Annotated in this window: 10 protein-coding genes; 3 read left to right on the forward strand and 7 right to left on the reverse strand. The window is 70.5% G+C overall.

Annotated features, from left to right (window positions below):
• Positions 1-8: 8 nt before the first annotated feature.
• The 3 genes from VGO10_RS05385 to VGO10_RS05395 all read right to left on the reverse strand — a co-directional run bounded on the left by VGO10_RS05385 (position 9) and on the right by VGO10_RS05395 (position 9,655).
• Positions 9-3,842 carry a hypothetical protein gene (locus VGO10_RS05385; protein WP_327465942.1) on the reverse strand — a complete coding sequence of 1,278 codons (3,834 nt, stop codon included), beginning with the start codon at positions 3,840-3,842 and terminating at the stop codon, positions 9-11.
• On the reverse strand, positions 3,839-8,143 hold the full coding sequence (locus VGO10_RS05390) for a hypothetical protein (protein ID WP_327465944.1): 4,305 nt from the start codon (positions 8,141-8,143) through the stop codon (positions 3,839-3,841). Before VGO10_RS05390 ends, VGO10_RS05385 begins: the two co-directional genes overlap by 4 nt.
• Before the next feature lie 225 nt (positions 8,144-8,368).
• Positions 8,369-9,655 (reverse strand): TetR/AcrR family transcriptional regulator, encoded by a 1,287-nt coding sequence (locus VGO10_RS05395; protein ID WP_327465946.1) that lies wholly within the window; start codon positions 9,653-9,655, stop codon positions 8,369-8,371.
• Between the two features lie 237 nt (positions 9,656-9,892).
• Between VGO10_RS05395 and VGO10_RS05400 the strand changes: the two genes are divergently transcribed.
• Both VGO10_RS05400 and VGO10_RS05405 read left to right on the forward strand, forming a co-directional pair.
• On the forward strand, positions 9,893-10,789 hold the full coding sequence (locus VGO10_RS05400) for a TetR family transcriptional regulator (RefSeq protein ID WP_327465948.1): 897 nt from the start codon (positions 9,893-9,895) through the stop codon (positions 10,787-10,789).
• Entirely contained in the window at positions 10,786-11,211 is a 426-nt protein-coding gene (locus VGO10_RS05405; protein ID WP_327465950.1) for a hypothetical protein, read from the forward strand. The genes VGO10_RS05400 and VGO10_RS05405 overlap by 4 nt, the downstream gene beginning before the upstream one ends.
• 48 nt (positions 11,212-11,259) lie before the next feature.
• Here the strand turns inward: VGO10_RS05405 and VGO10_RS05410 are convergent, their stop codons facing one another.
• The 4 genes from VGO10_RS05410 to VGO10_RS05425 form a co-directional block, all read right to left on the reverse strand.
• The gene (locus VGO10_RS05410; protein WP_327465952.1) at positions 11,260-12,291 is read right to left on the reverse strand and encodes a methyl-accepting chemotaxis protein; all 1,032 of its coding nucleotides are present in this window, start codon (positions 12,289-12,291) and stop codon (positions 11,260-11,262) included.
• A 168-nt stretch (positions 12,292-12,459) separates the two neighbouring features.
• Entirely contained in the window at positions 12,460-14,181 is a 1,722-nt protein-coding gene (locus VGO10_RS05415) for a hypothetical protein (RefSeq protein WP_327465954.1), read from the reverse strand.
• A 35-nt stretch (positions 14,182-14,216) separates the two neighbouring features.
• On the reverse strand, positions 14,217-15,443 hold the full coding sequence (locus tag VGO10_RS05420; RefSeq protein ID WP_327465956.1) for a glycosyl hydrolase: 1,227 nt from the start codon (positions 15,441-15,443) through the stop codon (positions 14,217-14,219).
• Between the two features lie 170 nt (positions 15,444-15,613).
• Positions 15,614-16,102 carry an HIT family protein gene (locus tag VGO10_RS05425; protein ID WP_327465958.1) on the reverse strand — a complete coding sequence of 163 codons (489 nt, stop codon included), beginning with the start codon at positions 16,100-16,102 and terminating at the stop codon, positions 15,614-15,616.
• A gap of 33 nt (positions 16,103-16,135) precedes the next feature.
• Between VGO10_RS05425 and VGO10_RS05430 the strand changes: the two genes are divergently transcribed.
• The gene (locus tag VGO10_RS05430) at positions 16,136-16,714 is read left to right on the forward strand and encodes a hypothetical protein (protein ID WP_327465960.1); all 579 of its coding nucleotides are present in this window, start codon (positions 16,136-16,138) and stop codon (positions 16,712-16,714) included.
• Positions 16,715-16,733 lie beyond the last annotated feature (19 nt).

Below are 16,733 nucleotides of genomic sequence, written 5' to 3' on the forward strand. Positions count from 1 at the left end.
GCACCGCGTCACTTGCGCTGCGCCTTGGCCCGGCCGTGGATGAGCAGGCGCTTGTGAGCGACGCGTGCCTTCTTGGCACCCTTGGGCCGGTAGGACACCGCAACCGTCAGCCTGACGTCGTGACGGCGCGCCAACGTCCGGCGCACCGAGCTGGTCAGCCTCGGCTGCACCGTCACCGTGGTCGCATCGGCGATCGTGCGCGATGTGGTGACGATGCCCTTCCCCGAGACGACGACCCTTCCGCCTCCGACCCCACCGATGGTGACGCTCAGGGACTTCGAGCTGTGGCTGGAGGCGACGACGCCGAGCCTGCACGGCGTCGAGAGCGTGATCGTCGCGTCGGCGGTCTTGCCGTTCTGACCGTCGACCTGCCGCGTGGCCTTCTGCGTGGCCTTGCAGATATCGGTGCCTGAGATGACCAAGATGCCGTGCTTGCCGCCGGTGATGGTCAGCGCGAAGTCGCTGACCGGCGCGTCGGGGATGTTCTCGAATGTCGTCACCAGGTGGTTGCTGACGACGCCGCTGGTTCCGACGAGGTTGATCCTGAGGCCATTCGGGCCCGTCAGCGGGATCACGAGCTTGGGCAGGGTCTTGATCTGCCGGCCGGTCTTGGCGTCGGTGCGGACGTTCTTGACGAAGTACACCGGACCCGTCAGCGGCTGACCGAGGATCGGCGTGCGTGCCGACGCGTGCCCCACGATCGAGCCGGCCGGGCAGACCGGGTCGACCTTCGAGCCGTCGGTGAACTCACACAGCGCCTGCGCGTTGTCGGGGTCCAGCGCCAGGCTGAGCGGCAGGCTGACCTGGACGCGCTTGAGGTTGGCCTGGCCGGCGGGCTGCGTGAGGACCGCGGAGACGCCCGGGTGCTTGTCGTCGGTGGTCTGCCCCTTGCCGGTCAACGAGATCGCCAGGCTCGGCTTAAGCGCCAGCGCCGCGCAGCCGTCGACCTGGAAGGGCGAGCTGGCCTGCGCCGTCGCGCCCTGCGGCGAGCGCAGAGCGGCGGTGACGGCCTTGGCGTCACACGACGTCGGGTTGAGCATGAAGCCCGGCCGATCGACCGCGACCGTCACGCTGCGGACCCGCAGCGGGATGCCGTGCCAGATCGTCGGCAGGGGATCGCTGGTCACCGTCACGTGGGCGTCGATCGGATCGACGCACAGCGACTGACGCACATTGACGTCACCCAGCTGGAAGGCGCCGCGGAACGGTCCGGCGACCACCGGGATGTCGACATCCAGGCCGTAGGCACAGCCCTTGTAGCCGTCCGTCAGGTACGCCGAGCCCTTCTGCTCCAGGGTGAACGGCGTCCCCGACCCGGCGGACGCGTCAACGCTTCCGATCCTCGATGCCGCTGGGCAGGCGCCCGCGTCGGCCTGTGCCCCGGTGCACAGCGGCACGTCCTTGATGTCAGCCAGCAGGCCGGTCGGCAGCACGGCCGTCAACCCGTTGACCCACTGCTCGCCGTCCTGTCGCGAGAACTGGAACGAGAACGTCCCCGACCCTCCCGCCTGACGGTTGGAGCTACCCGCGTCCACCTTGGGAGCGAACCCGGCCGCGCAGGCGCCCGTGACCGTCACCGGGGTGGCCTGGACGACGGGAGCGGCGCTGCTCCACGGTGTCAGCGTCGCCGTGGTCGAGATGCTCCCGCATGCCTGGGGCATCGCGAGGATGCCGCGTGAGCCGCCCTTGAGGCTGAGCTTCAGCGCGCTGAACGGCAGCTGCGGGTTGTCGTCGAACGTCGCGGTCAGCCGCCCGGTCGCGGGGTCGGCGACGGCCGAGCCGGGAAGCTTGACGAGGATGCCGCGCTCCTCGCTCTGGACGATGATCGCCAGACGGAACATCCCGCCCGACGTGGGATCGGTCGAGGTCGGCGTGCGCAGGACCACGTCGCCGGTCAGGTGCTCCTTGAGGATCGGCGTGGTGATCTCCACCGTGCCGATCTTCGAGCCGTCCGGACACGCCGTCGCGTCGTTGGTCCCGAGCTTGAGCTGGTCGTTGGTGCACGCCTCCAGGCCGGTGGCGCCCGACGGGTTGACCGTGATGCCCTCCGGCAGCGACACGACCGCCTTCTTGAGGTGCGCCTGGGCGATTCCGTCATCCTGCAGCAGCCCGTCGGTCGGCACCGACAGCCCGACGTCGAGCCCTGTCGCGGCGTCGGCGTCATGCGACGTCGGCGTCAGGACGGCGGTGGGGTCGAACCGCACCGCGTCGCAACCGGTGAGCGCCGGCGCGGCGAAGTCCTTGGAGCGCAGGACGTCGGGGTGCTCCCACGAGTCCACCGTCAACCTGGTCGTGGGCGGCTGCGCGGCGCAGTAGCTGGGGTTGGTGATCAGCGGCTGGGGGTTGGCGTCGGCGTCGTCGGCCCGCTTGCAGCCGTCGAGGAGCTGGATCCCGTTGAACCCGGGCGGGGTGGTGCGCTTGGTGTTTGCCCCGAACGAGCAGAGCGTGACGTCCTCGATGCCGAGCGTGGTCGGGTCCAGCGGCACCGGGTTGGCCACGAGCGTGATCGCGTAGCCGTCATCGGCCCGCAGCCGCGGAACGAGGGTGTACGTCGTGTTCGAGTTGCCCTCGGCGAAGGCGAACTCGGCCGGCTCTCCCTTCTCGGGCTTGATCGCGTAGACCGCCAGCGGTCCAAGTCCCGTGCCGAAGCCGATGAGGTCCAGCGTGACGCCGCCGACGGCGCTGCCCGGTGGGCAGCTCCCCGTCAGGACCTGGTCGAGACCCGGGCAGAGCTCGGGAGCGGCCAGCGGGTTGCCGACGAACCCTCGCGGCAGGTCGGTGAAGGCGTCCTTGAGATGCTCGATCGGGTTGTAGTAGTAAGCCGCGGTCGAGTTGGGGATGACGCTCAGGAGACCGCTGAGGTTGCGATACCGCGGGAACAGGAAGTTGGCGTTGGCGGAGAACGGGTGTCCGCCGGCCGTCGTGTCGTCGGCACCGGTGGCGTCCGTCGCCCGGGCCTCGAAGCGCGAGATCTCGAACACCTGGGCCGGGGTGTAGGCGTAGGCGTCGGTCGCGGTGGCCGGTGCGGCACCACCGCCGGACACCGTCGCCACCGCGACCGCGTCCGCGGGCGTGTTGGCACCGGGGCGGCCGATGACGAGCAGCGTCGGATAGGACGCGCCGGGCGCCGGAACGTCTGACCGGGTGCAGGTCGCCGTGGCGAGCTGGGCGCCCGAGGACTGCGTCGTGGTGCAGTCCCAGCCCACGGTCGGGTCGCCGCTGAGGACCGCGCTCTGGCTGAGAAACGACACGTCCTGACCGGCTGGGAGCTGAAGGACGAGCGTCACCGCACCGCTGACCCCGCTCGGGGTGACCTTCACGCGGTAGTCGATCCGCCGGTCGCTGAAGCTGACCCCCGCCGAGTGGAGCGTCTCCGTCGAGACCCTCGAGCTCAGGCCGATCAGCGGTGCAGAGCCTTGTGATGCCGTCATCGTTGGGACGTCCACATGCGCCAGTGGACCGCCATCGAAGGTGATGAAGTACTGGGGCCCGCCGTCGCCGCCGATGACGGCGGCGACCGAGACCGAGCCTCCGCCGCTGCTGATCGACGGCAGCGCGTTGAGGGCGGCCTGCATGCCGGCCGCGCCTTCGGTCTCACTCACGCCGCTGGCGGGGAGATCGGTGGTGGTGTCACCGCCGTAGGAGAGCCTGAACGTCCCGCCGGTGGCTTCGACGGACACGCGCTGGACCTCGCTGTCGTCATGGGTGAGGCTGACACCCAGCGACGGGGCGGCAGCGGCGCTGCCGGCGCCGAGGCCGAGCGAGGCGATGATCGCCAGCGTGGCGAGGCCGGCCCTGCGGCGGCCGCTCGTGGAACTGGCTCGATCGGTGAGGAAGCTCATGACCGACCTCCCTTCCGTGTCGTGGTCGTTCGCTTGGCGCTGACGAGCGTGAGGCTCGATGTCACCGGCCGCGCCGCCTTGGCGTAGCTGACGGTGAGCGTGACCTTCAGCTTGTGCAGCCGGCTCAGCGCGCGTCGGGCGGTCAGCGACAGCTTGAGCTTCAGCGTGACCGCTCCGGCGCGCGCCGCGGTCGCGGTCGCCGACAGCACCTGCGCCCGCCGCTTCTTGATCAGGCTGCTGCCGCTCGCCCGCACGCGGCCCGCGCCGTCGACGGTGACGCGTAACGACACCGTCGAGCCACGTGCCAGCGCCGCTCGCTGCGCCGCCGTCAGCGCCTTGACGCTCAGCTTGCCCGCCGTCGGCGCGTTGCCCAACCCGGGCGCCGCGGTGTCGTTCGTCGGGAGGATCGGCGCGGCGCCGCCGCCCTGACAGACATCGGCCAGCGGGTCGCACGGCTTGGCCGCCGACGAGATCGGGAAGCCGCCATCGACTCGCGCGACGTAGATGTCTTGGACCGTGTCGCCGTCGGACGGCAGCAGCGGCGCGTCGGTGGCGAACGCGACGGTCGCACCGTCGGGCGACAGCGTCGGCAAGCTCAGCGCCGCTCCGCCCGCGCCCCTCGCGTTCCCTGGCAGGCGGGAGAGATGCCCGTCGCGCCACATGTACGCGTCCTCGGCGCGGTTCACGTCGCCGGGGAGCAGGGCCTCGGACGTCACGAACACCACGTCGTCGCCGTCCTCGCTGACCCAGCGGCCACGAACCGCGTAGTCCGTGGGGCTCTGCGCCTCCGGAGGAACGGCGGTGACGGTGTTGAACGCACCGTCGTCCGATCCCCCCGGGCCGGCCTTCGACACGCGCGTGAGCGTCTTGGCGTCCGCGTCGTAGCGATAGACGTCCTTGGAGCTGTCGTGGTCGTCGGCCGTCAACGGGGCCAGGGAGCTGAACAGCAGGACGTGACCGCCGCCGCCGACCTGGTGGCCCTGGGCGTCCACGCCGAGGATCGGCACCGCGTAGGCGTCGTTGGCCCAGTTGCGGGCGTCGCCGAAGAGGTGTCCCCGGTCAGCGTCGTCGACGGTGCCGATGTAGGCGAGGTCACCCTCCGGATAGGTGTACTCGTAGAGGTTGTTCACGCCGTCCTGGGCCACCGCGCCTTCAGGATTGGGCTTGGTGGTGAGGACGCTCCTGGCCACGAAGGAGACGTGCGAGCCGTCGGCCGAGATCGCCGTGATGGAGCTCGTGACGTCGGCCCCGGACCCGGGCGTCGCCGCGCTGGCATCGCCCTCGGAGACCATCGTGAGGCGCTGCCCCGCGGGCTTGGTGGCGTCGTAGACGTAGAGGTCGCAGCCCGGCACGGCCGCGGTGTTGCTGCACGAGGTCGCGTCGCCGTCACGGTCGGCGTCGACGAGCTGCCGGTTGCTGGTGAAGTAGACACGGGTCTGGTCGACCGAGGCGCCCTGGTAGACGTCCTCGCCCGGGTCCGTGCCGCACGCCGGCGAGACCCGCGTGCACTCGGACGCGATCAGCTCCTGGATCCGAGGCCCGGTGGGCGTCTCGTCGCGCACCAGGATGCGCATCTTGCTGGCGGCGCTGCAGTCGCCGGTGGCCGCCTGGTCGGCGCGGGTCGAGAAGTACACCTTGCTGCCGTCGGGGGAGATCGCACCCTGGTCGCGGTGCCCGTTGGGCAGGTAGAGATCGGGACCGTTGGTGGCCCGCTGGCCGCCAACGCGCGCTCCGCAGTTGCCGCCCCAGAGCTTGCCGTCGCGGTCGCGGGCCAGCAGGGCCACCGACTGCCCGCCATCCGTGTCGGGTGCGATCACGTAGATGTTGTTGTCGACGTCGAAGCCGGCGGGCTGGGGGTCGCCGGGCAGGTAGGAGGTGTCCCTGTCGCTTCCCTCCTCGCCACCGAACACATAGAGGTGTGAGTGATCGCCGGAGGCGCTGGCGAAGCTCGCCCCGCCGACGCCGCTCAGCGGCGTCAGCAACGGCGACAGCGGCGCGAAGACGCCACCGATGCCGCCGCGGAAGGCCGCGCGCTCATGGGCCGCTTCCTGGTCCGGGGTCCCCGCCAGGTGGAACCAGCTGGTGAAGTCCGGCGTGTAGGCGATGGCCCCTCCGACGATCGTCGTGATCGAGGGCGGCGGGGTCGTCGACGAGGTCGCCCAGCCAGACGTTCCACGGGTGGCGACGTAGTCGTCACCGAAGGCGCTGAGGTGGGTGGGCGCGTCACCCAGGGTGGCGATCGACGAGAACAGGACGTGCGACCCGTCGATCGACACGCTCGGAGACCTCGCCCACTGCTGGCCCTTGCGCGACGGGCTGACCTGCTCCAACGCCATGCAGTCGGGCAGCTCCGTGGCGCTCACGCCCTGCGCGGCGCGGATGGCGGCGTTGGGACAGGTGTCGGCCGCCGCCGCCGGGCCGGTGGTGAAGGTGCGATCGTCGCCCCGACGACTGCCGGTCACGTTCGCGGCGCGCAGGCGGTAGTGATAGGTGGCGTTGGGCTCCAGCGGCCCGGTCGCCGCGCTGACCGGCTCGTCGGCGGAGCCTGCGCCGAGGCTCGACGGGCTCTGGTCGCACGGGGTCGTGCTGCCGTACTCGAGCGTCGTGCCGTACTCGAAGCTGCAGTCCGTGACCGCGTAGCCGTTGGGGTTGACGCGCCCCTGCAGGGTGGCGAGCCCGGGCCCGGCGCCGGGGCCGGAGCCATCGGTGGCGGCGAGCGGCGGCTCGGCGGTGAGGAAGGTGTGATCGTCGCCCACGGTGCTTCCGTAGGTGTTCGTCGCCACGAGGCGGAAGTGGTAGGTGGTGGCGGCGGTGAGACCGCCCACCGCGGCCGTGACCACGACGCGACCGGCGCTGGAGCCGGGGTCGGGCGTGCAGGAGGCGCTCGCGGCGTTGGCAAAGCCATTGACTTGGAAGTCGGCGTCGTCGGTGTAGGAGAAGTGGCAGTCGGTGATCGCGACGCCGTCAGGATCCAGGGATCCGTGCAGCGAGGCGCTGGTCTTCGTGACGGCGGTGGCCGTGGCGGTGCTGAGCCCTCGCACCGCGACGGTGGTGGTGAACGACTGCTCGGACCCGCGCGCCGCGCCGTTGGCGTTGACCGCCAGGAGCCGAACGTGGTAGGTGGTCTCGGGAGACAGGCCGGAGAGCTCGGCGGTGACCGGGACATCGCTGGAGCCCGACCCGGGGGCCGGGGTGCAGGCGGCGGTCGTCGCGCTCGCGAAGCCGTCGGCCTGGAAGCCGGCGTCGTCGACGTACTCGAAGTGGCAGTCGGTGACCGGGATGCCGACCGGGTTGACCGTGCCCCTCAGGGTCGCGCCGGCCGGACCGACGGACGCGGCCGTCGCGGTCGTCACGTCGGCGACGTCGACCACCGGCCCGAAGACGTGCACGGTGTTGTCACCGGCGCTTGCCACGAAGACCTCACCGGTGGCCTGATCGACCGCCACACCGGTCCAGAAGGCTCCTGTGACGTCTGCGCCGAAGCGGTAGAGCGCGGCGCCCGCGGCGTCGTACACGCTCACCTGGTCGGCGTGGGCGACGTAGACCTGGTGGGTGGACCGGTCCACCGTCAGCGCGCTCGTCGGTCCGGAGTCGACCTCGGTGCCGACCGTGTAGCCGCTGGACGCCGTGTACTTCCACACCGCACCGGAGTACGCCGCGACGTAGAGGTCGTTGTCGGCGTCGAAGGCGACGTGACACGGATTGCCCTGCACTGAGGTGTCGACCGAGCCGAGAGGGCTGCCGGCGGCGCTGAACTCCTTGACGGCCAGCGCGTTGTAATCGCCTACCCACACATGGCCGGAGGCGTCGACAGCGTCGCCGCAGGGGTCGCCGAAGCCCGAAACCGGGAAGCCGCCAGCGAGGGCGCCCCCGGCTGCGTCGTAGCCGTACAGGCCAGAGGACTCGGCGAGGTAGTACAAGTTGCCGGCGGTCGACGAGCCGGTGTTGTCGACCGCGATGTCGGGTGCGCCGTTCGCGGCGGCGACGGTCAGGGGGAAGGCTCCGCCCAGCGGGCCGCGCGCGCCGGGGGTCGAGACGTCGAATCCATGGATCTCGCTCGTGCCCTGGTCGAGGGCGTAGAGCTTGCCGGCGGCCTGGTCGATGCTCAGCTGGCTGGCACCGGTGAGGGTCGTGGCCGAGGTGCCGTCGGGTCCGAACGACGTGACGGTCTCGCGCGTCTGCGCCGCCGAGGCTCCCGACACCGCGACCAGCGTCAGCGCCAAGGCCAGTGCCAAGGCCGTCAGCCCGTGGCGGCTCGCGCGGCTCTGCTGCGACACCGACGTCGCCATGTCGCTTCTCATGGAAGTCCTCACCGTCTCCTCTTGACCCATTCAGACACAGACGCCGACCCGGCGCGCTGCAAAGACAGCGGTGTCTTCGCGAAGGCGACTCTAGACAGCTTCTCCCGATCGAGTCAAGTCGATTACCCAAGTCTCTGGGAGTTAACTTTGGGAAACGTCTATGGCTCCCGAATCAAATGGGAGAGACGCCCTCGCGCGCTTTCGCCCCGACGGCAACGGCCCTGTCTAGACCGACAGGGCCGCGAGACCCTCGACGCCCAGGACCGGGACCACCACGAGGTAAGTGACCTGGTCGGCGATCGCCGGCAGGCCGGCGGGGCCGGTGAGCGCCAGGCGCTCTTGCAGGATGTGCATCAGCCCACCGCCAAGGCACTCGACGAGCAGCTCCGGGACCCCGCCATGCGGGCTCGACGGCGGTGGCACGAACAGCGCGACAAACGCCGCGAACGCCGCGTCGGTCCGGTCCAGGGTTCCGGGTGGTCCCCCGATCTCGCTGCGCAGCAGCAGCTCGCACTCCCCCGGGTGCTGGGCGCAGTCCTCGAAGAAGGCCGTGACTGCTTCGGCGACGCGCTGCGGCCACGGCGCATCGCTGACCATGGTCGGGCCGACCGCCGCCAGCGCAGCGTCATGTGCGCGCGACAGCGCCTCGCCGAAGGCAGCTTCCTTGGTGGCGAAGTGCTTGTAGAAGGTCTGGATCGAGCAGCGAGCGGTCTTGGCGATGGCCGGCAACGACAGACCGGCGTAGCCGTCGGCGACGGCGAGCTCGACGACGGCCGCCAGGATCCGCTCCCGTGCCGGGGCGTCGGCAGGCGGCGTGGACACCGGCGCGACGGGGGCAGCGGTCTCCCCTGGCTGCGGCAGCGGGCGACGCCCGGCGGCCTCCCACAGCAGGAGGACCAGCTCCATGATCGGTCCGCCGGCCTGGCGCAACTCGTCGATCGTGCCATCGCGGAGGTGGCGGTAGACGACCCGGCGGGTTCCGGCGATGATGGCGCCGACCGTCACGTCATCGACCCGCGATGGCCGGCCCGCTTGCTCGAGGCCTTCGCGGAGCATGCGCTCGAACGCCGCCATCGCCCGTCGGCGATGTGCACGAGCCTGCGGCCCGGCGGTCAGCGCATCGACGATCACCAGATGCGCGGCGGTCGGCTCCTCCTGGACGACGGTGAAGAAGGCGTCAAAGCCGTCGCGCAGCCCGTCGCGCCAATCGTCCTGAGCACGAAACGCAGCGGCGACCCGTGCGGTTCCCTCCGCGACGATGAAGTCGTGGGTCTCCAGGAAGCAGGCCTCTTTGCTGGAGAAAAGCTCGTAGAAGTCGCGGTTGGAGACCGAGGCCAGTCGCGCAAGCTCCGAGACCGTGACGGTGGCGAACCCGTGCTGATCGCAGGCATGGAGCATGGCGCCCATCAAGCGCATGCGCTGGTGATGGGCGACGCGCTCGGGTGAGATGCCGCGATTGCCGGAGGGCAGGGGCTTGAACAGGGGCTCCGGTGTCTTTCGTTGACTTGCCACCCGCCAGAGGCTATACGCCCTCAGGCCTTGTCCGCCCAAGGAATTGACGCGGTGGACAACAGTGTCTCCGACAGTGGAACGATTTCGGTCAAAACTGACTCTTGGGTAATCTGCTTGACTGCAACACATCGCTATGTCTACAGTCGTCACCCATCGAGCTATGGAGCACCAGAGTCGTTTCTCGATTCCGCATCGGGCCACCTCCGAGCGGCACATCCCGGATGACGAGGGCAGGGCATGACCGATCATCGCGGCAAGCTGATGGAGGCGATGGTCTGGGTGAGCGCCACCCACGGGTACGCGGCAGCCAGCGTCGAGCGCGTCAGCGTCCGGTCCGGCAAGTCCCGCCGGACGTTCTACGAGCACTTCGACAACCGCGAGGAGTGCTTCATCGCGGCGCTGGAACACGGCTTCGAGCTGCTCTACAACGCGCTGGCCGCGTGCTGCGCCGAGCGGGACACCTCGGCCGAGCGGCTGCGAGCCGCGGCGTGGGAGGCGATCTGCCTGATCGAGGACGAGCCGGAGCTGACACGCATGTGCGTGGTCGAGGCGCTCGCCGCCGGCCCGGCCGCACTCGAAGCACGCCGGCAAGCGCTCGATCGCCTTGCCGCGATGATCCAGGACCTCGCGGGCGCCGCCGAACACCCCGGCATCGCTCGCGCGCTGCTGAGCGCCGGCCTCGACCGGCTGCACGATGAGCTCACCTCCCCGGCTGCGCGGATCGATCCCGAGGAGCTCTACCGGGAGGTCGCCTACCCCTGCCTCGTGCTGATCTTCGGCGCCGAGACGGCCGGCACGCTGGCCCTCGCACCCCCGCCGCCGCGCTGCTCGACGCCGCGAGCGAGCCTCATCCAAGCGTCGACGCCTGAACCGCCCGACAGCCGGCGCGAGCGTGTGACCCCCAGGCTCCTTCGCACCCTGGCCTTTCTCGCCGCCCACCCCGGGGCCGGCAACACCGACCTCCAACGCGAGTTGGCCATCACCCACGCCAGCCAGGTGAGCCGCTACCTGCACCGACTGCACCATCAGGGGCTCGTCACGCTCGGCGAGCGTCGCGGCCGCCGGCGATCGTGGTCGCTCACTGCCACGGGTTACGAGCTCTACGCGTCGGCCTCGGCAGGGGCCGGCCGATGAACCCCACCTTCAAGAGCCTGCACCTGGCCCACGCCGCGGCGCTGGACGCCTACGAGCGCGAGGACCTCTGGCCCGACGGCGTGCGCGAGGCGCTCCGCGCGTTGCTCGGCTTCTTGGGTGCCGAGCCCGAACACGCACGCACCTACCTGGTGGAGCTCCGCTACGTCCCGGGGGGCGACCAGCATCTCGACGCCGCGCGCGAGGCGTTCACGTCCTTCCTCACTCCCGGCCACGACGCTGACCCCGACCTCCCGCTGCTGACTGCCGAGCTCATCACCGGGGGCGTGCTGCATCTGATCACGCGCCACGCCCTCGAAGGCCGCGTCGCCGAGCTGCCGTCGACACTCGCCGAGCTCACCTGCCTGGTCCTCGCCCCTTACCTGCCGGCCGAAGAGGTGCGCCAGACCGTGCAGCGGTGCTGATCGCGCATGCGGTCATCGGCTGATGGCCAGAAGACCGTCGTCGCCCGGTCAGCCGCGCCGCGCCGTGCCCTGCACGATCGCCCCGTACCAGCCGAGCCCCTCGTAGGTCTCATAGCCCGGGGTGTGGGCGAAGCCGACGACCGTCTCGCCGTCGGCGTAGTAGCCGCTCTCGCGGCCGTCGGTGCGCAGGACCAGCCGCTCGGTCAGCAGGCCGCGTCGATCGGAGGCGGCGATGACCCGGCCGTGTGCGTCGAGCAGCAGCGCTCGCGTGCGGGCGCGCTCGTCGTCGGAGAGGCGCAGGCCGTCGACGATCGCCTGGGCCTGCGGACCCCAGTCGAAGAAGATCCCCAGCGCGCCGAGCACCGCGCCCTGGCGGTCGCCGCCGGCGCGGATCGCCGTCGAGTAGATGGCCACCGGCGCACCGTCGAGGCGCTGCTCGGTGGTGATGTCGTCGACGGCGAAGTCGCCGCCGTCGCGGGTGGTCATGGCGCGATCGAACCAGGGCTCGCCGGCGACGTTCGCGCCGATGGCCTGGCGGTAGCGGTCCGGGCGGCCGGTGGCCAGGACGCGCCCGTCGCGATCGGCGATCCACAGGTCGAGGTAGACCGTGTAGCTGTCGAGGATCACGCCGAGCCGGTGTGACGCGAACGCGGCGCGCTGCGTCGATTCCGGCTCAGTGCACGCCTCGACGAGCGCCGAGTCCGTCGCCCACCAGCGGACGTCACAGGTGCGCTCGTAGAGGTTGCGGTCGATCAGCTCGACGGCGTTAAGGGCGAGGTCGGCCAGCCGGCGGCCGCGGATTTGAGCGACGAGCTCGCCGCCCAGGACGTTGAGCTCCTCGATCCGCGGTGACATCTCCTCGGTCAGCCCCTCGGAGAGGACCCGGACCTGCCCGGCGACCTCTCCGACCTCGGCGGCGACGACGCCGAAGCCACGGCCATCGTCACCGGCGCGGGCCGCCTCGATGCGCGCGTTGAGGGCCAGGGTCTTGGTCGAGTCGGCGACCCGCTGGATCTGTCGCAGCTTCTCGGCCGCGAGCTCACTGATCTCGCTGGCGATGTTGACGACGCGTTCAGGCATATGGGACTTCCATGAGTGTCAGAGGAGAAATGGCAGAAGACCCAGCCAGATACCTCGACACCGGAGCCCAATGGCTTGAGCCGCCTTACCAATCCGTGACCAAGGTCACACTGACGCGCGCCTGCGCCGGCCACGCGGACGCCCAGGGAGACCGTCGTTGCTTGCTTCTCAGCGCCTCACCTTCACCGTGCGCGTCGCCATCGTCGCTCCGCCGGCGTCGCGGGCCCGAACCACAACGGCCACCACCACCGTGGAGTGAACCTTGTGCAGGGCCTTGCTCGCCTTGGCGGTGAGGCGCACCACGACCGTCTTGCGCTTGTCGGTCAGCTTCGCCGACGCCGACCCGATGACCACCGGCGCCTTGCCCTTGCGCTTGCTCAGCCCCAGCCGCCGGCCCACCGCGGCGGACACCGTCAGCTTGATGTCGACCTGACACGCCTTCGCGCACGACAGCCGGACCGCAAGGCCGGAACGCAGGAGGCTCGCCAGACGAAGGCCGCGCAGCGGTGAGAACGTCAGCACGGGGGCCTTGGCTCCTGGACGGACACCGCCGCCCTGATCGCCGGGGCCAGCCGGCGCGGGCGGGCCGGCCGGCGGATTGCCCGGCGTGGTGGTCGGCGGGTCGACCGTCGCGTCCGACAGCACCGCGAAGTTCCACGTGCTGGTGTGCGTCGTCAGCACATCGATCACCAGGCCACCGTCGGCAAGCTGTCGCCGCTTCGCGACGCACGGATCCGGTGACGCCGTCCCGTCATCCGACGCGCACGCGGCCGCCGGGCTGCCGTTGCGCAGGACCGTGACCGTGGCCGGGTCCGTCCCGGCCGGAATCTGCGAGGCGGCGATGCGAAAGGACACCATGATGGGGTTCGCGACGGTGCCGACCACCTCGCCGCCCCCGTCCCTCGCCGTGGTTGCGATGTCGATCTGCTGGCCGAACACCGTGTAGCCGTTGCCGCTCGGCGTCGTCGCGGGCTCCTTGGTCAGCGTCACGCCGCCGGCCGACGGCAGCGTGACGCTTACGACGACCGGAACCGCAGCGGTCGGCGCGGCGCCCGCGTCAGAGCTGAAGGTGCCGCCGGCGGTGACCGTGCCGTGCGACGTGCTCGTCAGCGACGACGGATCGACCGTCCACGACACCGACGACGGATGCGTGTCGATCTTGCCGTTGACACGTGCTCTGACACTGAACGAGTGCCCGCCTGCAGCGAGCCCGTTCATGAGAAAGGGCGAGACGCAGGAGGCATAGGCGCCGCCGTCGACGGCACACTCGAACGTGGCGCCCAGCTGGTCGGCGACGAACGCGATGCGCGCCGAAGTCTGGTTGGTCGCCGCGTTGGGTGCGGGGCCACCGGTGATTGTGGTTACAGGAGCGGCGTCGAGGCTCGGTAGGTGGCCGTCGATGCCGGTGCTCGGATGCGCAACCGTCGGTCGCAGCGTCGCCGCTTGGCCGAAGTCGGAGACCCCGTCGTAGAACTGCGCGGTGAAGCCGGCCCCGCCGGTGCCGGGACACGCGTTGAACTGGACCTTGTAGGTCTGGTCGGGATCGAGGTGCTCGACGGCGTAGCTGCCGTCGGCGCTCGTAAAGCCCCACGCCGCGATGGAGTAGCTGCTGTAACCGTCGTCACCGGGATAGGTGGGGTAGCCGGGGTAGCCGGGATAGCCGCCACCGTAGCCATAGTCACCGGGATACCCGCCCGAGCCGATCACGGCCGCCACACATACGTGGCTCAGCGGTGTCCCCGTGCCGGATCCTCCGTACACGTGGCCGCTGATCGAGCTGGTCGTGGCCTGCGAGATGGCAGGGGCCAACGCGAGCAGCAACAGCGACAGCAGCGTCGCGAGCGCGGAGCGTAGATGCGACGAGCGAGGACGAACGAACGGAACGGGCATGTGATGCTCCTTGCGTATGGGCGTGCAGGTGATGCTCATCGCTTGACTCGACTGAGCGGGATTGCGACGCGCGCCGTGCATGAAGGGCGCTCGACGCGACAGGACTGAAGTTGGACGACATGGTTGGTCAGTGCCCGCCGCGCCCAGCCCGGCAGGCGGACGACCCGGACGAAGGTTCGGCCGGCACGAACGTCGACGACGACCCGCGTGACAACGCGACCGGTGACCCGGGCGACGAGTCGCTGCCGACAGCGCGTCTCGGCTGGATCGAAGGAGATGCAGCGGGCCCGCAGCTCGAGGCGGCCGTGCGACAGCAGCCGGAGGCGCCGGAGCGTCCGCAGGCGCGCGGTGCGTCCGGGTGGTGCGAGCATCACGGGCCGCTGCGACACCGACGACCGCGGCGTGCCTTTGTCACCGGTGCGCGGCGCCAAGATCGGCGCCGCCCCTGCACGCAGACCGACGCGCGCCCGGACGATGTCGTAGCCCGGGCGTGGTGTGCCGTCGTAGCCGACCAGCCCCGAGTCGAAGGCGTTACCGGGATCGCCCTGCCATTGGTAGAAGTACACCCGCGCGATGCGCGGACGACGGTCGGTGAGCTGGTAGATCCAGCTCACGCCGTCGGCGGCCCGCTGCTCGTCGTAGGGCAGCGAGCCCGCGGCCGAGGTGAACGAGACGAGGCCGCCGGTCTCGGTCAGCCAGACAGGCCCGGTCGTCGCTCGCAACAGGGCATCGACGCCAGAGCTCTGGAAGTAGGTGGCGTCGTAGTAGTCATGCAGGCCCCAGACGGCCGGCGGGGTGACGAGGGCGCTCTGATACGCGGCGAGGTAGGACGCCATCGCCGCGCCATCCAGGAGATCGCCCGCGACGACGGTGCAACTCGGGCACACTCGCCGTGCGGCGTCGTGGTAGGCCGCCGCCGCGTCGGGGGCATGGGCCGTCGGCTGCGAGGGGTGGTTGGGCTCATTCCATGCCGTGAGCGTGTGGACTGCAGGATGCACACGCAGAAACGCCGCAATGGCGTTCTCATAGCTGTCGATGCTCGGCAGGACGCACGGTGCCCCGGGGCAGCGATCGCCATCGGCATGGTCGAACGCCACGAGGACGTCTGCGCCGACCGCGTGGGCCCGATCGAGCCACGCGTCCCATCGGCCGGGACGGTCTGCGGCGTCCCACGGCACGACGAGCCGCACGGCATCGATGTTCAGCGCACGGAAGGCGGGAGCGTCGAGCAGCTCGGGACGGTTGTCCGATATGCCGGTCACCGGCCCGGTGGCAGCCGCAACCTTCCCGGGCACCGCGGAGACGGCCAGGACCAGCAGGACGATCAGAACGACACTGCGATGTGCGACGCCAAGCGCTGAGGGCAGGAGCCCGATTCGACTTCAAACCGGTCGAACCGTCAACTAGACGGAAGTCGAGTCATGAGAACCACTCACCGAATCAGTGGCGGACGACGGTCCCGTCCAAGTGCGCCGCGCAGCAACGCCACCTCCTGCGCCAGACGTGCCTGCGACATCGGCCCCGGCTCGGGATCCGGGAACGGGAACGGCCAGCCGGGCCGTGGGTCGTCGGCGTGGCGCGGCACGATATGCGTGTGCAGGTGCGGAACGCTGTTGCCGAGCACGTTGTAATTGAGCTTGACCGGTGCGAAGGCGTCCTGAAGCGCGCGCCCCACCGTGAGCACTTCGCGACCGTAGGCGGCCGCCTCCACATCGCTGAGCTCGGTGGGCTCGACAATGTGACGCCCGCGCCAGATGACCATCGACAGGCCACGTTGCACGTCGGCGCGGACGAGATAGGCGTCCGACACGGCGCCCGCGAAGAACCGCACGCCCCAGGGTGTCTCGTCCGGCCGGCCGTCGGCGCACGACGGACAGCCATCCCCCTCCCGCCAGGCGTAGAACTGCTCCGACCACTTCATGGTTACACCGTACTCACCGGTTACGCTGCTGCCATGCCCGAGCACGCACACGACCAACGCAGAGGCGCCACCGGAGGGCTGCGGACGCCGCCCGTGCAGGAGTGGGACTCGTGGCCATTCGAGGGCGGCGTGCAGCCGAAGGCGCTGCGCGCGCCCGAGCCCGAGCCGTCCCGCGACGGTGAAGGCGACCGGGCATGCGAAGCATGTGGCAAGGCCGACGACCAGTACATCTGGACCGACGAACGCTGGCGGCTGCAGTTGTTCCCGCCCAGCGGCCTGCCGGTCGTCGCGATCCTCGAGCCGCGCGAGCACGTCGACGGCCCACGCGATCTCTCAGACGCGATGCTGGCCGAGATGGGGATCATGCTGGCTCGGGTCGAGCGTGCTGTGCTGACGATCGAGGGCATCGAGCGCGTCCACATCCTGCGCTACGGCGAGGGCGCCGCGCACCTGCACTGGTGGTTCATGGGCCGCCCGACCGGTCTGCGCCAGACCGCCAGCGGCTTCGCGATGATCTGGGATGACGTGCTCCCGCCCACGCCCGAGGACGTCTGGCGCGAGAACCTCGCGACGATCGTCGCCGCGATGAACGCCTCGGCGCACCCGGCCTGAGCTTCTCTACATTTTCGCG

The organism is Baekduia sp., from assembly GCF_035996765.1.
Lineage (GTDB): Bacteria > Actinomycetota > Thermoleophilia > Solirubrobacterales > Solirubrobacteraceae > Baekduia.

Excerpts from the sequence above, each read along its gene's own strand:
- VGO10_RS05405 (WP_327465950.1), top strand. The coding sequence starts at position 10,786 with ATGAACCCCACCTTCAAGAGCCTGCACCTGGCCCACGCCGCGGCGCTG.
- VGO10_RS05390 (WP_327465944.1), bottom strand. The coding sequence starts at position 8,143 with ATGAGAAGCGACATGGCGACGTCGGTGTCGCAGCAGAGCCGCGCGAGC.
- VGO10_RS05400 (WP_327465948.1), top strand. The coding sequence starts at position 9,893 with ATGACCGATCATCGCGGCAAGCTGATGGAGGCGATGGTCTGGGTGAGC.
- VGO10_RS05385 (WP_327465942.1), bottom strand. The coding sequence starts at position 3,842 with ATGAGCTTCCTCACCGATCGAGCCAGTTCCACGAGCGGCCGCCGCAGG.
- VGO10_RS05410 (WP_327465952.1), bottom strand. The coding sequence starts at position 12,291 with ATGCCTGAACGCGTCGTCAACATCGCCAGCGAGATCAGTGAGCTCGCG.
- VGO10_RS05415 (WP_327465954.1), bottom strand. The coding sequence starts at position 14,181 with ATGCCCGTTCCGTTCGTTCGTCCTCGCTCGTCGCATCTACGCTCCGCG.
- VGO10_RS05430 (WP_327465960.1), top strand. The coding sequence starts at position 16,136 with ATGCCCGAGCACGCACACGACCAACGCAGAGGCGCCACCGGAGGGCTG.
- VGO10_RS05425 (WP_327465958.1), bottom strand. The coding sequence starts at position 16,102 with ATGAAGTGGTCGGAGCAGTTCTACGCCTGGCGGGAGGGGGATGGCTGT.